Genomic DNA, 15586 nt, shown 5'->3' on the forward strand with positions numbered 1-15586 from the left:
CATAACGGAACCGCATGACCAACTACAGCCTACGTGCTCGCATGATGATTCTTATTCTGGCACCCACCGTACTTATTGGTTTGCTGCTCAGTATTTTCTTCGTCGCGCATCGCTATCACGACCTGCAGCGGCAGCTGGAAGACGCCGGAGCCAGTATTATCGAGCCGCTGGCGGTCTCCAGTGAATATGGCATGAATCTGCAAAACCGCGAATCTATCGGGCAGCTGATAAGCGTCCTGCACCGCCGCCACTCGGATATTGTGCGCGCAATTTCGATCTATGATTCGCAAAATAAGCTCTTTGTGACGTCCAATTTTCAGCTTAACCCCAGCGAGCTGCGGCTGGAAAAAGGGGCAAAGTTCCCCCGCCAGCTCAGCGTGACCCGCAAAGGCGACGTGATGATTTTGCGTACCCCTATCATCTCGGAGAGCTATTCGCCCGATGAGTCGCCGGTGACCGATGCCAAAATGCCCGGCAATATGCTGGGCTACGTGGCCCTCGAGCTGGATCTGAAATCGGTACGCCTGCAGCAGTACAAAGAGATTTTTATCTCCAGCGTGATGATGCTGTTTTGTATCGGGATTGCGCTGATTTTCGGCTGGCGGCTGATGCGGGACGTCACCGGGCCGATCCGCAATATGGTGAATACCGTTGACCGCATTCGCCGCGGGCAGCTGGATAGCCGCGTCGAAGGTTTTATGCTCGGCGAGCTGGATATGCTGAAGAACGGCATCAACTCCATGGCGATGTCGCTGGCGGCCTACCATGAAGAGATGCAGCACAATATCGATCAGGCGACGTCCGATCTGCGCGAAACCCTCGAGCAGATGGAGATCCAAAACGTGGAGCTGGATCTGGCGAAAAAACGCGCTCAGGAAGCCGCGCGTATCAAGTCAGAGTTCCTCGCCAATATGTCCCACGAGCTGCGTACGCCGCTGAACGGCGTGATTGGCTTTACCCGCCTGACGCTGAAAACCGATTTAAACACCACCCAGCGCGATCATCTGACCACCATCGAGCGCTCCGCCAACAACCTGCTGGCGATCATCAACGACGTGCTCGACTTCTCCAAACTGGAGGCCGGGAAGCTTATTCTCGAGAGCATCCCGTTCCTGCTGCGCAATGCGCTGGATGAGGTGGTGACCCTGCTGGCGCACTCGGCGCACGATAAAGGGCTGGAGCTGACGCTCAATATCAAAAATGACGTGCCGGATAATATTATCGGCGACCCGCTGCGCCTGCAGCAGATCATCACCAACCTGGTGGGCAACGCCATCAAGTTCACCGAGCACGGGAATATCGACGTGCTGGTGGAGCAGCGCGCCATCAGCAACTCCCGGGTGCAGATCGAGATCCAAATTCACGATACCGGGATCGGCATTCCGGAGCGCGACCAGTCGCGGCTGTTCCAGGCTTTCCGCCAGGCCGATGCCAGCATTTCTCGCCGCCACGGCGGCACCGGGCTGGGGCTGGTCATTACCCAGCGGCTGGTGAAGGAGATGGGGGGCGATATCTCCTTCCACAGCCAGCCTAATCGCGGCTCGACCTTCTGGTTCCATATCAGCCTCGACCTTAACCCGAACGCCATTCCCGACAGCCCGCTGACCGACTGCCTGCGGGGGAAAACGCTGGCCTATATCGAAGCCAACGCCGCGGCGGCCCAGTGCACGATGGAGCTGCTGGCCAACACGCCGCTGGAAGTGGTATATAGCCCGACGTTTTCCGCTCTGCCGGAGGCGCATTACGATATTCTGCTGGCCGGCATTCCGGTTTCCATGCGCGACCTTAACCAGCAAAAGGATAAGCTCACCAAAGCCTGTTCGATGGCCGATAATTTACTTCTCGCGCTCCCCTGCCACGCGCAGATCAACGCCGAAGCGCTGAAGCGCGAGGGCGTGGCCGCCTGCCTGCTTAAACCGCTGACCTCAACCCGGCTCCTGCCTGCGCTGACGGCCTCCTGTCGGACACAGCCCGCGGTGATGCTGACGCATACGGACAGCAGCAAGCTGCCGATGACGGTGATGGCGGTTGACGATAATCCGGCCAACCTGAAGCTTATCGGCGTGCTGCTGGAAGACCTGGTCCAGAACGTTACGCTCTGCGAGAGCGGCCAGCGCTCCGTAGAACTGGCCAAGCAGATGCAGCTGGATCTGGTGCTGATGGATATTCAGATGCCGGACATGGACGGCATTCGCGCCTGCGAGCTCATCCGCCACCTCCCTCACCATCAGCAAACGCCGGTCATCGCGGTCACGGCCCACGCCCTGGAGGGACAGAAAGAGAAGCTGCTGAGCGCCGGCATGAACGATTACCTGGCAAAACCGATTGAAGAGGACAAGCTGCACAGCCTGCTGCTGCGCTATCAGCCGGGGATGCACGCCGCCGCGCCGCTGGCGGCCGAAGTGGTTGAACCCCCGGTCGATCATAACGTTACCCTCAGCTGGCAGCTGGCGCTGCGGCAGGCGGCGATGAAGCCGGACCTGGCGCGGGAGATGCTGCAGATGCTGATCGCCTTTATGCCAGAGGTGCGTAACAAGGTTGAAGAGCAGCTGGTGGGCGAGGAGCCGGAAGGGCTGCTGGATTTAATTCATAAGCTTCACGGAAGCTGCAGCTACAGCGGCGTGCCGCGGCTGAAGAAGCTGTGTCAGACTATCGAGAGCCAGCTGCGCGCGGGAACCGCCGCCGAAGATCTGGAGCCCGAGCTTCTGGAACTGCTGGATGAGATGGATAACGTCACGCGGGAAGCCTGCAAGCTAATGGGCATCTAGCCCCGGCAGCTCTGCGGGCCCGGGCAGCGGCCCGGCCCCGCGGAGCGCGGCTACAGCTTTTGCCCCATTTTCAGTATCGCCGCCACGTTGCGCGCCGTCATGCGCACGTTATCGGCGGCATTTTCCAGCGCCTCTTCGAGGGTGCAGACCGAATAGAGCACGCTGAAAACCGCATCCAGCCCGTGCTGATGTACAACGCCCACGTCCGCAGTCAGGCTACCGGCAATGCCAATCACCGGGATGTTGTAGCTTTTTGCCACCTTAGCCACCCCAACCGGCACCTTGCCGTGGATAGTCTGGCTGTCAATGCGCCCTTCGCCGGTGATAACCAGGTCAGCGTCCGCCACCCGCTCAGCGAGGTGCAGGGCGTCGGTCACAATCTCAATCCCCGGGCGCAGCTTCGCCCCGCAAAACGCGTAGAGCGCGGCGCCCATTCCGCCCGCCGCACCGCCGCCCTCAAGGTGCAGGACATCAATGCCGAGATCGCGATGAATAATTTGCGCGAAATGCGCCAGCGCGCGATCGAGGCGGGCGATCATCTCCTCCGTCGCCCCTTTCTGCGGGCCAAATACCGCCGTCGCGCCTTCCGGGCCGGTGAGCGGGTTGGTCACGTCGCAGGCCACCTCGATGCGGCAATCCGCCAGCCGTTGATCCAGCTCGCGGAGGTCAATCTTCGCCAGCTGCTCCAGCGCCGCACCGCCGGCCGATATCTGCCGGTTATCTTTTGTCAGCAGCTTTGCGCCCAGCGCCTGCACCATCCCGGCACCGCCGTCGTTAGTGGCGCTGCCGCCGATACCGATAATAATTTGCTTCACGCCGCTATCCAGCGCGTGGCGGATCAGCTCCCCGGTCCCCCAGCTGGTGGTGAGCAGCGGATTGCGGCGCGCCGGCGGTACGCTTTCCAGGCCGCTGGCCGCCGCCATTTCGATATAGGCGCAGCGTTCGTCGCCGGAAAGGCCGTAAAAAGCGTTCACCGGCTCGCCGAGAGGGCCGGTAACGACAGCCCGCACCAGATGCCCCTGAGTGGCGGCGACCATCGCTTCGACGGTCCCCTCCCCGCCGTCGGCGACCGGTAGCTTGAGGTATTCTGCATTGGGATAAATCTCCCTGAACCCCTGCTCTATCGCGGTCGCTACGTCCAGCGCGCTCAGGCTCTCCTTGTATGAATCTGGAGCAATGACTATTTTCATAAGCTGTCCTTAACATGAACACAAGCCAGATAGCAAAAAGCGACCGGCCCCCGCAGGAGCCGGTTTGTCCTTAGCGCACCATGCACGGGCGCTTGTTATTAAACGTCCACTCTGGGATCAGGTACTGCATCGCCATCGCATCGTCGCGAGCGCCCAGGCCGTGCTTTTTATACAGCTCATTGGCCAGCATAACGCGGTCCATGTCGAGCTCTACGCCAAGGCCTGGCGTCGAGGGTACCTGCACCATACCACCTTTGATCTCAAAAGGTTGTCGGGTCAAACGCTGGTTCCCTTCCTGCCAGATCCAGTGGGTATCAATGGCGGTGATCCTGCCCGGTGCCGCCGCCGCGACGTGGGTGAACATCGCCAGCGAGATATCAAAATGGTTATTGGAGTGCGAACCCCAGGTCAGGCCAAACTCATGGCACATCTGGGCAACGCGCACCGATCCCTGCATGGTCCAGAAGTGCGGATCGGCCAGCGGGATATCAACCGACTGCAGCGACAGGGTGTGTCCCATCTGCCGCCAGTCGGTGGCAATCATATTGGTCGCCGTCGGCAGACCGGTGGCGCGGCGGAATTCAGCCATCACCTCACGGCCGGAGTAGCCCTGCTCGGCCCCGCACGGATCTTCCGCGTAGGCCAGCACCCCTTTCAGCTGTTTACCAATGGCGATGGCTTCGTCGAGCAGCCAGGCGCCGTTCGGGTCAAGCGTCACCCGCGCCTGCGGGAAGCGCTTCGCCAGCGCGACGATGGACTCGGCCTCCTCCTCGCCAGCCAGCACGCCGCCTTTGAGTTTGAAATCGTTGAAGCCATACTTTTCGTAGGCCGCTTCCGCCAGGCGCACGACGGCGTCCGGGGTCATGGCCTCTTCGTGGCGCAGCCGGTACCAGTCGCACTTCTCATCCGTCTGGCTCTGGTAGGCCAGCGGCGTGGCCTGGCGGTTGCCGACGAAGAACAGATAGCCAAGCATTTCCACTTCGCTGCGCTGCTGCCCGTCGCCCAGCAGCGAAGCCACGTTCACCCCAAGGTGCTGCCCAAGCAGATCCAGCAGCGCCGCTTCAATCCCGGTCACTACATGAATAGTGGTACGCAGGTCAAAGGTTTGCAAACCGCGGCCGCCGGCATCGCGGTCGGCAAACTGCTGGCGAACGGCGCCCAGCACGTTTTTATATTCGCCGAGCGTTTTGCCGACAACCAGCGCCGCGGCATCCTCCAGGGTCTGGCGAATTTTCTCTCCGCCAGGAATTTCGCCCACCCCGGTGTGACCCGAGTTATCTTTAATAATCACGATATTGCGTGTGAAGTACGGCGCGTGCGCGCCGCTGAGGTTCATCAGCATGCTGTCGTGACCGGCCACCGGGATAACCTGCATAGAAGTGACTACCGGCGTTGAGAATTGCGTCGTCATGATTGAATCCTTTTCTAAATTAATCGCGGCCGAAAACGGGACGTTTGCGGTCAAATTTCCAACCTGGGATCAGGTACTGCATTGGGGCGGCGTCATTACGCGCCCCTCCGGGCAGCGTCTTATAGGCCTCGTGCGCCTTTTGCACCTGCTCCCAGTCCAGTTCGACGCCCAGACCCGGCGCGTCCGGTACGGCAATCCTGCCGTTTTCAATCTGCAGCGGATTTTTGGTCAGGCGGCAGTCGCCCTCCTGCCAAATCCAGTGGGTATCGATGGCGGTCGGATTGCCCGGCGCCGCCGCGCCGACGTGGGTAAACATGGCCAGTGAAATATCGAAGTGGTTATTTGAGTGGCAGCCCCACGTCAGCCCCCAGTCATCGCACAGCTGCGCGACCCGCACCGCGCCGGACAAGGTCCAGAAGTGCGGATCGGCGAGCGGGATATCCACCGCGTTGAGCATCACCGCGTGCCCCATTTCACGCCAGTTAGTGGCAATCATATTGGTTGCGACCGGCAGCCCGGTGGCGCGGCGGAATTCCGCCATCACCTCGCGACCGGAAAAGCCCTGTTCGGCGCCGCAGGGATCCTCGGCGTAGGTCAGCACGTCCTGCAGGCCTTTGCAGAGCCTGATGGCTTCATCCAGCAGCCAGGCGCCATTCGGATCGACGGTAATACGCGCATCCGGGAAGCGTTTTTTCAGCGCGCGAGCGGTGTCAATCTCCTGCTCGCCCGGCAGCACGCCACCCTTAAGCTTGAAATCTTTAAAGCCGTAGCGGTCCTGGGCGGCCTCAGCGAGGCGGACCACCGCTTCGCCGCTCAGCGCCTCCTGATGCCGCAGGTGGTACCAGTCGTGCTGGCCAGGGGTGGTCTCCAGGTACGGTAGATCCGTTTTATTGCGATCGCCGATATAGAAGAGATAGCCCAAAACGGTGACCGCGTCGCGCTGTTTGCCCGGCCCCAGCAGTTCGCACACCGGAACATTCAGCGCCTTGCCCAGCAGATCCAGCAGAGCAGCCTCCAGCGCCGCCACCGCGTTAACCCGCAGTTCGAAGGTCCAGGCGCCTTTACCGAAGGTGTCGAAATCCGCCGCCTGATTGCCTTTATGCACCTGCTGAACCACTTTGTTCAGGCGCGCAATTTCCTGCCCCAGCACCTGCGGAATAGCGTCTACCAGCGTCTGATAGATAACCTCGCCGCCGGGGGCCTCGCCGATACCGGTGTTGCCCGCGCTGTCGGTGAGTACCACAATATTGCGGGTAAACCAGGCGCCGTGCGCGCCGCCAATATTCAGCAGCATACTGTCATGCCCGGCAACCGGGATCACCTTCATGTCGGTGACGATCGGAGTCGATTGCGTATTCATCGTTAGCGCTCCCCTACAGGTTTCAGTTCTATGCGTTTAATATCCCCCACCAGCACCAGGTAGCTCAGCACCGCCACCAGCGCATGTATCCCGACATAAATCAGCGCCCCGTTGAACGAGCCCGTCGTCCCGACGATGTAGCCGATGGCAATCGGCGTGACGATACCGGAGATATTGCCGAACATGTTGAACAGACCGCCGGAGAGACCGCTTATCTCTTTCGGGGCGGTATCCGCCATCACCGCCCAGCCCAGCGCGCCGATGCCCTTGCCGAAGAAGGCCATCGCCATAAAGCCGATAATCATCCATTCCGCGTTAACGTAGTTACAGAACACCATTACCATCGACAGCAGCATACCAAGCACGATGGGGGTCTTGCGGGCAATATTCAGCGAGCCGGTGCGGCGCATCAGCCAGTCGGAGATAATGCCGCCCAGGACGCCGCCAACAAAACCGCAGATGGCCGGAACGGAGGCGACAAACCCGGCTTTCAGAATCGACATGCCGCGCGCCTGCACCAGGTAAACCGGGAACCAGGTGATAAAGAAGTAGGTCAGCGCGTTAATGCAGTACTGGCCAATGTAGATCCCGACCATCATTCGCGATCCGATCAGCTGTTTGATCTGTCCCCATTTTTCACTGAATGGAGCTTTCTGCGCGCTTTTCTTCTGATCCATATTGATCAGCGCGCCGCCTTCGGCAATGTACTCCAGCTCTTTCTTGTTGACGCCCGGGTGCTGATTCGGCTCGTGGATCACTTTCAGCCACACGAAGCTAATCACGATCCCCAGTCCTCCCATAAAGAAGAAGACGTGCGACCAGCCGACTTCGTGGGTCAGCCAGCCCATGATCGGCGCGAAGATAACGGTGGCAAAGTACTGGGCGGAGTTAAAAATAGAGACCGCGGTGCCCCTCTCCTGCGCCGGGAACCAGGCCGCGACGATGCGGCTGTTGCCGGGGAAGGATGGCGCTTCCGCTAAGCCGACGAGGAATCGCAGGGTAAACAGCGCGACGATGATGCCAAAACCGCTAAAGATATCGACGAAGCCCTGCAGGAGGGTAAACATCGACCAAATGAAGATCGACCAAAAATAGACCCGTTTTGAACCAAAGCGATCGAGCAGCCAACCGCCTGGGATCTGACCAATCACGTAGGCCCATGAGAACGCTGAGAAAACGTAGCCCATGCCCACCGCGTCGAGGCCAATATCTTTGGCCATTTCCGAGCCGGCAATCGACAACGTCGCGCGGTCGCCGTAGTTAAAAGAGGTGACGATAAACAGCATCACCACTATCCAGTAGCGGGCGTTGGTGCGTTTTTCCGCGCCGCTCGCCGCCTGACTTAATGTACTCATTGTTGCACTCCTGAATCATAGCAATTAGCTACGTTCATTCTGAACAGCACAACCTGTAGGGTAATCAGAATGACGTGTTAGTGTTTTCGTTTTATCTGGCATTTTGCTTTTTCAAACTGGCAGGAAAAGTATAAAAAGAGGACATGGCCGGCTCACCGTGCACATACACAGCTTTGCGGGACGTGCTGAAATCGATTTATGGCTTATGCCTAATCAGATGGGGGGTAGTTCACGGAAATGAAAAGCAACCGCCGGTTAGCGCTGCCGGCGACGGTGCAAACGGCAGGAGTGTGAAATGTCTCTCTTGACCCGGTGAAAACAGGCGGAAAAAACCGCTTTCGGCGAGTGGTTTTTAGGCAGATGCCTGAACCCCTGCCGGGCGAGCGCGGGTACGATCCCGTTGGGCGTTTATCCGACGCTGGCCTTCAGAAGGGACGCCCTCTGCGTAGGGAGAGAGCGTCACTTTTCACCCGCCTATTCGAGCAGGGTCGCCCACTGTTCAACCCACGGGTTGGAAACGCCTTCAGGCTCCGGGTCTTCGCTGGCGTCGATCGTCAGCATTTCGCCGACGCGCTTTGCGCCCTGCTCCTGCAGCAGCGCATCAAAGGTTTTGCCGCCGCCGCAGAAGTTAGCGTAGGTGCTATCGCCGAGCGCAATGATTCCGTAGCGCAGGTGCGGCTGGTACATATCCTTAATGCCTTCGTACAGCGGGACGATGCTATCCGGCAGATCGCCCTGTCCGGTCGTTGACGTCACGACCAGAACGTATTTGCCGCTGTAGGGTTCCCAGTCCTGAACATCCGGGTCTTCGAACACCTTCGCCTTGTGGCCAAGGCCGCTCAAAATGGCTTCAGCTTCTTCAGCGACCAGCAGCGCGTTACCGTACATCGTACCGACAAAAATCCCGACTTCTGCCATCTTTATCTCCCTGGATTGACCTCAATCCGTTCATCCTGACCGCTGTCGTCTGCAAACTCAACCCTTTCATTTAACGGCAGAAGGCCTCGCCAGCCAAACTGCGACAGCGCCCGCATCCACACGTCGTCCAGGCTGGCGCGAATGACCAGCGGCTCGCCGGTAAACGGATGGGTTAACGAGAGCTGGCTGGCGTGCAGCATCAGGCGGTCGCAGGCAAAGTTTTCCACCGCGCTGCGGTTCTGGCGCAGATCGCCGTGCTTGCTGTCGCCGATAATCGGGTGGCGCAGGTGTGACAGATGGCGGCGCAGCTGGTGCTTACGTCCCGTTTTAGGCTCCAGCTCAACCAGGCTATAGCGCGTCGTCGGATAGCGTCCGGTGGCGACCGGCATTTCCACCGTCGCCAGGCCCCGATAGTGGGTCACCGCCGGCTGCGGGCCTTTATCTTCGCGCGCGAACTTATCGGCTATTTTATCCAGCTCTTCAACCAGCGGATAATCGAGCAGCGCCTCTTCGGTGAGCCAGCCGCGGGCAATGGCGTGGTAGCGTTTTTGCATCTGGTGCTGCTCAAACTGCTGCGACAGCCGCCTTCCCGCCTCGCTTGATAGCCCCATCAGCAGCACGCCGGAGGTCGGCCTGTCGAGCCGATGGGCGGTAAAGACGTGCTGGCCAATCTGATCGCGCACCGTTTGCATGACCACCACTTTCTCATCGCGATCCAGCCAGCTGCGGTGGACCAGCCAGCCGGAGGGCTTATTGACCGCCACCAGCCACTCATCCTGATAGATAATTTCCAGCATCAGGCGTCGTCGCTCGCAAAAAGGGTATCCAGCAGCAGCAGCTCCGCCAGCACGCGATCGCGCAGCGGGTGGGCGGCATCAAGGGCCATCTCATAATAAGGGGCGACGGCAAAACTCTGCGGCAGCGGCTGCTCAGCGTCCAGCAGCTGATGCATACGCGGGATCAGCACCCACTGCAGCCACTCCAGCGGCTCCATGGTATCCATGCAGAACGGGCTGTCGCTGGCAAAGGCGCTGCTTTGCGGCGCGCTTTCCTGCCAGTACTGCGTTTCGCGCAGCAGCGCTTCAATCGCGTGCAGGCGCTCGCGCACGCTGAGGTGAAGAGTCATGGGGAAACCTCGATGTGTTGTAAACCGGCGCAGAATAGCAAATTCAGAAGAGAAATAAAAAAAGGGAGCACTGTATAAACAGTGCTCCCGGTTCGTTTCGCAGCAATCCGGCTACATTGGTGCTCCCTGCTCGTCCGTGAAAACTTTTCCTGAGGTCTCCTGACCATGTTCATCCATAAACCAGTGCGTCCTGCTTTCACACCACCCCGATGTGAAATTACCTATCCTTAAGTCTATCCCGATCTTCCTGATCCACCGTTCATCATGAGCGGCTCACGTTCTCCATCCTGGAGGTGTCCTTTACGCCATCCTGCGTTATCCTGTGCTTCATCCTGAAGCCTGTCCTTGCTACGCCTTCCCGGCGGGTCCTGCAGAAGCGTCATCATCCTGATGTTCACTTCATTTCGCAACTTCCTGTCGACGTACATAGGATCACTGATTCCGCCTCGTCTTACAACCCTTCATACGACAATCTCTTAAGATTAGTCACCACTAAAAAAGACGATATAAAACCTAACCACCTGAATTAAAATGATTTGTTAAAAATTAAATAGTTGAAAAATGACTTAAATGATGACGATCTCTTACAGGTCTTGTAAGAGATCTCTCACAAACGGGCAGGCACAATGGGTTACAGAACCGGATCGAGCTGGTTAAGAAAACTCGCCAGGGAGGCAGAAAGGGTCGTACGCCTTCGCGTGCCGAGAGTCTCTTTGAGGACTTCACCGCTGACGTTACAAACGGAGATAACGTCCAGCTCGCTGTCCAGCGTGGCGATAAACAGCGTCGGCGACAGCTTCAGGCGTTTTTGCACCACCAGATGGCCAATCAGATTTTCCTGCATGCGCTGGAAGTCATCCGGGCTCCAGGCCTGCAGCAGGGTCATCGTTTCACCGGCAAAGCGCGCCTGCATATCGCCGGCAAACTGGGTGGTATAAAAACTATGAGCCGGCGGTTGTACCACAATATCGAAGGCCCTTTCAACCGCGCTGATATTGGCGGGGAGAGAAAAGGGCTGCGGCTGCCAGAAAACGGCGTCGCCGTCCGTCGCGCTGATGCAGGGCGACGGGATGCCGTAAAGCTCTTCGCTGCGCGGCAGGCTTGCGCGCTGCTGCTGCCAGGCGTCGCAATAACGTTGGGTAAATGCTTGCAGCGCTTCTGCGGTCTGATTGTCCACCGGTTTCTCTCTTCACGTTAGCCAGGATACACTTAGCGAATAGTGTACCCGCTTTACTATGGTGAAACATGTCTTCTTATGAGAATCATCAGGCTCTGGCTGGCCTGACGCTCGGTAAATCAACCGATTACCGTGATACCTACGACGCATCCCTGCTGCAGGGCGTGCCGCGCAGCCTGAACCGCGATCCGCTGGGCCTGCACGCCGATAGCCTGCCCTTCCACGGCGGCGATATCTGGACGCTGTACGAGCTCTCCTGGCTGAACGCAAAAGGTCTGCCGCAGGTGGCGGTGGGCCACGTCGAGCTGAGCGATACCAGCGTGAACCTGGTGGAGTCGAAGAGCTTTAAGCTCTATCTCAACAGCTTCAACCAGACCCGCTTTGCCGACTGGCAGGAGGTGCAGGCGACCCTGACGCGCGACCTTAGCGCCTGCGCGCAGGGTGAGGTGACGGTTGCGCTCTATCGCCTCGACGAACTCGAAGGCCAGCCGGTGGCCCATCTGCACGGCACCTGCATCGACGATCAGGATATCGAAGTTGATAACTATGAATTCAGCACCGACTACCTGCAGGACGCCGCCGGCGACCAAATCGTCGAAGAGACGCTGGTGAGCCATCTGCTTAAATCGAACTGCCTGATCACCCACCAGCCGGACTGGGGCTCGGTGCAAATCCAGTATCGCGGGCCAAAAATCGATCGCGAAAAGCTGCTGCGCTACCTGGTCTCGTTCCGTCATCACAACGAGTTTCACGAGCAGTGCGTCGAGCGGATCTTCAACGACCTCCTGCGCTTCTGCCGGCCGCAGTCGCTCTCCGTCTACGCCCGCTACACCCGCCGCGGCGGCCTCGACATCAACCCGTGGCGCAGCAACGCGGACTTTGTTCCGGCTATCGCTCGTCTGGCGCGCCAGTAGCAAAGAATTTTCACAACTTTGCGTGCCTTCACGCGTACGCAAGGTTGTGAAAACGCCGCAGGCAGGGCTATTGTAATCACAGGAAGACGATAATCGTCCTGTTAAGGAGTTCACTTGATTACACATGTTAGCCCGCTTGGTTCAATGGATATGCTGTCACAGCTGGAAGTGGATATGCTTAAACGCACCGCCAGCAGCGACCTGTATCAACTCTTTCGTAACTGTTCGCTTGCCGTGCTCAACTCGGGGAGCCTGACCGATAACAGCAAAGAGCTGCTGTCTCGTTTTGAAAACTTCGATATTAACGTGCTGCGTCGCGAACGCGGCGTGAAGCTGGAACTGATCAACCCGCCGGAAGAGGCGTTCGTTGACGGGCGTATTATCCGCTCCCTGCAGGCCAACCTGTTTGCCGTGCTGCGCGACATCCTGTTCGTTTACGGGCAGATTCATAATACCGTTCGTCTGCCGAACCTCGACCTCGAAAGTTCGGTGCATATCACCAACCTGGTGTTCTCGATTCTGCGTAACGCCCGCGCCCTGCACGTCGGCGAAGCGCCCAATATGATCGTCTGCTGGGGCGGCCACTCGATTAATGAGACCGAATATCTCTACGCCCGCCGCGTCGGGACCCAGCTCGGCCTGCGCGAGCTGAATATCTGCACCGGCTGCGGCCCTGGCGCGATGGAAGCGCCGATGAAAGGCGCCGCGGTTGGCCATGCCCAGCAGCGCTACAAAGACAGCCGCTTTATCGGCATGACCGAACCTTCGATTATTGCCGCCGAGCCGCCGAACCCGCTGGTGAACGAGCTGATCATCATGCCGGATATCGAAAAGCGTCTTGAGGCCTTCGTGCGCATCGCCCACGGTATCATTATCTTCCCGGGCGGGGTGGGCACGGCGGAAGAGCTGCTCTATCTGCTGGGCATTCTGATGCACCCGGACAACAAGGCGCAGGTGCTGCCGCTGATCCTCACCGGACCAAAAGAGAGCGAGAACTATTTCCGCGTGCTGGATGAGTTCATCGTCCACACCATGGGCGAATCGGCGCGTCGCCACTACAAGATTATCATTGACGATGCCAGCGAAGTGGCGCGTCAGCTGAAGAAAGCGATGCCGCTGGTCAAAGAGAGCCGCCGGGAAACCGACGACGCCTACAGCTTTAACTGGTCGATTCGTATTTCGCCGGACCTGCAGATGCCGTTCGATCCGACGCACGAAAACATGGCCAACCTCAAGCTCTACCCGGACCAGCCGGTAGAGGTGCTGGCTGCGGATCTGCGCCGCGCCTTCTCCGGGATCGTCGCCGGGAACGTCAAAGAGGTCGGCATCCAGGCGATTGAAAAATTCGGCCCTTATAAGCTGCACGGCGATGCGGAGATCATGCGCCGGATGGACGATCTGCTGCAGGGCTTTGTCGCCCAGCACCGCATGAAGCTGCCGGGCGGCAGCGCCTACATCCCTTGCTATGAAATAGGCTCCTGAGCCCTGTTGTAACCCTTCCCGGGCGGCGGCTGACGTCCTGCCCGGGCAGCCCAACCCGAACTCCAGCACTCCAGCACTCCAGCACTCCAGCACTCCAGCACTCCAGCACTCCAGCACTCCAGCACGATAATCTGCCGACCCACCGGCTTCGCCGCGCGCCCTGTCAGAAATCTATTTCCTTTGTGAATGTTTTGTAGCTTTTTACAAAGCCAATCGTTTGCCTTTCCAAAAACAGCAACAAATATCACCACAAAAAAGATATTTTAGAGCTAAAACATCGAGAACATCCCATTTTTACAGCAAAAACCTCGTTATTACGCCGCCATGCTTTTATCGCATATGCTGCGAATGATAGCCTTCGCGCCACAAATATCTGGCTGAACATCAGAAACAGACTGTTGGACTAAAAATACCCACTCTGAAAGTGGATTATTGCAATTGAGATCGCGATCACTGATAGATTTCCAATATGAATGTATCTTTCCGCCCCACTTGTTACGGAGAAAATCACGAAAAAACCGTAAACAAACGAATTTAATATTACTTAATTGATTTTATTTATTATTTTTTGTCGCTTCCTCCAGGAGATACAGATGGAAACCACGCAAACCAGCACTATCGTTTCGGGCGAAACCCGCAGCGGATGGCGCAAAACCGATACCATGTGGATGCTGGGCCTGTACGGCACGGCTATCGGCGCAGGCGTTCTGTTCCTGCCGATCAACGCCGGCGTCGGCGGTCTGATCCCGCTGATCATCATGGCTATTCTGGCTTTCCCGATGACTTTCTTTGCCCACCGCGGGATGACCCGTTTTGTGCTTTCCGGTAAGAATCCGGGCGAGGACATCACCGAAGTCGTAGAAGAACACTTTGGCGTGGGCGCAGGTAAGCTGATTACCCTGCTCTACTTCTTCGCTATCTACCCGATTCTGCTGGTGTATAGCGTTGCGATTACCAATACCGTCGAGAGCTTTATGCTGCACCAGCTGCAGATGACGCCGCCGCCGCGCGCGATTCTCTCGCTGATCCTGATCGTCGGCATGATGACCATCGTGCGCTTCGGCGAGCAGATGATTGTGAAAGCAATGAGCGTACTGGTGTTCCCGTTCGTGGTCGCCCTGATGATTCTGGCGCTGTACCTGATCCCAGAGTGGAACGGCGCGGCGCTGGAAACGCTCTCCCTGAGCAGCGCAACTTCTACCGGCAACGGCTTGTGGATGACCCTGTGGCTGGCGATTCCGGTCATGGTCTTCTCCTTTAACCACTCACCGATCATCTCCTCCTTCGCCGTGGCGAAGCGTGAAGAGTACGGCCAGGGCGCTGAGAAGAAATGCTCCAGCATCCTCGCCCGCGCGCACATCATGATGGTGATTACCGTTATGTTCTTCGTCTTCAGCTGCGTGCTGAGCCTCTCCCCGACGGACCTGGCGGCGGCGAAAGATCAGAACATCTCGATTCTCTCTTACCTGGCGAACCACTTTAACGCCCCGCTGATTGCCTGGATGGCGCCGATCATTGCGATGATTGCCATCACCAAATCCTTCCTCGGCCACTATCTTGGCGCCCGTGAAGGCTTTAACGGCATGGTGATTAAATCCCTGCGCGGTAAAGGTAAATCCATCGAAATCAATAAGCTGAACAAAATCACCGCGCTGTTCATGCTGGTCACCACCTGGATTGTGGCGACGCTGAACCCGAGCATTCTCGGCATGATCGAAACCCTCGGCGGCCCGATTATCGCGATGATTCTGTTCCTGATGCCGATGTACGCGATTCAGAAAGTCCCGGCGATGCGCAAATACAGCGGCCACGTCAGCAACGTCTTCGTGGTGCTGATGGGCCTGATTGCTATCTCCGCTATTTTCTACTCCCTGTTCAGCTAATC

12 protein-coding genes are annotated in these 15586 nt (G+C 58.2%); 4 read left to right on the forward strand and 8 right to left on the reverse strand.

Going from position 1 to position 15586, the window contains the following annotated elements:
• Positions 1-14: 14 nt before the first annotated feature.
• Positions 15-2768 (forward strand): two-component sensor histidine kinase BarA, encoded by a 2754-nt coding sequence (gene barA / locus EDF75_RS18220; RefSeq protein WP_133600410.1) that lies wholly within the window; start codon positions 15-17, stop codon positions 2766-2768.
• Between the two features lie 50 nt (positions 2769-2818).
• Here the strand turns inward: barA and EDF75_RS18225 are convergent, their stop codons facing one another.
• The 8 genes from EDF75_RS18225 to syd all read right to left on the reverse strand — a co-directional run bounded on the left by EDF75_RS18225 (position 2819) and on the right by syd (position 11305).
• Complete coding sequence (locus EDF75_RS18225; protein WP_133600411.1) at positions 2819-3958, reverse strand: glycerate kinase; 1140 nt, start codon at positions 3956-3958, stop codon at positions 2819-2821.
• 70 nt (positions 3959-4028) lie between these two features.
• On the reverse strand, positions 4029-5369 hold the full coding sequence (gene gudD, locus EDF75_RS18230) for a glucarate dehydratase (RefSeq protein ID WP_133600412.1): 1341 nt from the start codon (positions 5367-5369) through the stop codon (positions 4029-4031).
• A 19-nt stretch (positions 5370-5388) separates the two neighbouring features.
• Complete coding sequence (locus EDF75_RS18235) at positions 5389-6729, reverse strand: enolase C-terminal domain-like protein (protein WP_133600413.1); 1341 nt, start codon at positions 6727-6729, stop codon at positions 5389-5391.
• Between the two features lie 2 nt (positions 6730-6731).
• On the reverse strand, positions 6732-8084 hold the full coding sequence (gudP, locus tag EDF75_RS18240; protein WP_133600414.1) for a galactarate/glucarate/glycerate transporter GudP: 1353 nt from the start codon (positions 8082-8084) through the stop codon (positions 6732-6734).
• A 474-nt stretch (positions 8085-8558) separates the two neighbouring features.
• Entirely contained in the window at positions 8559-9002 is a 444-nt protein-coding gene (locus EDF75_RS18250; RefSeq protein ID WP_133600415.1) for a flavodoxin, read from the reverse strand.
• A gap of 2 nt (positions 9003-9004) precedes the next feature.
• The gene (gene truC, locus EDF75_RS18255; RefSeq protein ID WP_045857518.1) at positions 9005-9799 is read right to left on the reverse strand and encodes a tRNA pseudouridine(65) synthase TruC; all 795 of its coding nucleotides are present in this window, start codon (positions 9797-9799) and stop codon (positions 9005-9007) included.
• A complete protein-coding gene (locus EDF75_RS18260; RefSeq protein ID WP_133600416.1) occupies positions 9799-10128 on the reverse strand; it encodes a YqcC family protein in 330 nt (109 codons plus the stop codon). The genes truC and EDF75_RS18260 overlap by 1 nt, the downstream gene beginning before the upstream one ends.
• Before the next feature lie 631 nt (positions 10129-10759).
• On the reverse strand, positions 10760-11305 hold the full coding sequence (syd, locus tag EDF75_RS18265; RefSeq protein ID WP_133600417.1) for a SecY-interacting protein: 546 nt from the start codon (positions 11303-11305) through the stop codon (positions 10760-10762).
• 68 nt (positions 11306-11373) lie between these two features.
• Between syd and queF the strand changes: the two genes are divergently transcribed.
• The 3 genes from queF to EDF75_RS18280 all read left to right on the forward strand — a co-directional run bounded on the left by queF (position 11374) and on the right by EDF75_RS18280 (position 15584).
• Positions 11374-12219, forward strand: coding sequence for an NADPH-dependent 7-cyano-7-deazaguanine reductase QueF (queF, locus tag EDF75_RS18270; RefSeq protein ID WP_133600418.1), 846 nt, complete (start codon positions 11374-11376; stop codon positions 12217-12219).
• 114 nt (positions 12220-12333) lie between these two features.
• On the forward strand, positions 12334-13701 hold the full coding sequence (gene ppnN / locus EDF75_RS18275) for a nucleotide 5'-monophosphate nucleosidase PpnN (protein ID WP_133600419.1): 1368 nt from the start codon (positions 12334-12336) through the stop codon (positions 13699-13701).
• A gap of 593 nt (positions 13702-14294) precedes the next feature.
• On the forward strand, positions 14295-15584 hold the full coding sequence (locus tag EDF75_RS18280; protein WP_133600420.1) for an HAAAP family serine/threonine permease: 1290 nt from the start codon (positions 14295-14297) through the stop codon (positions 15582-15584).
• Positions 15585-15586 lie beyond the last annotated feature (2 nt).

It is taken from the genome of Klebsiella sp. BIGb0149 (assembly GCF_004362605.1).
Taxonomy (GTDB): Bacteria; Pseudomonadota; Gammaproteobacteria; order Enterobacterales; family Enterobacteriaceae; genus Klebsiella; species Klebsiella terrigena.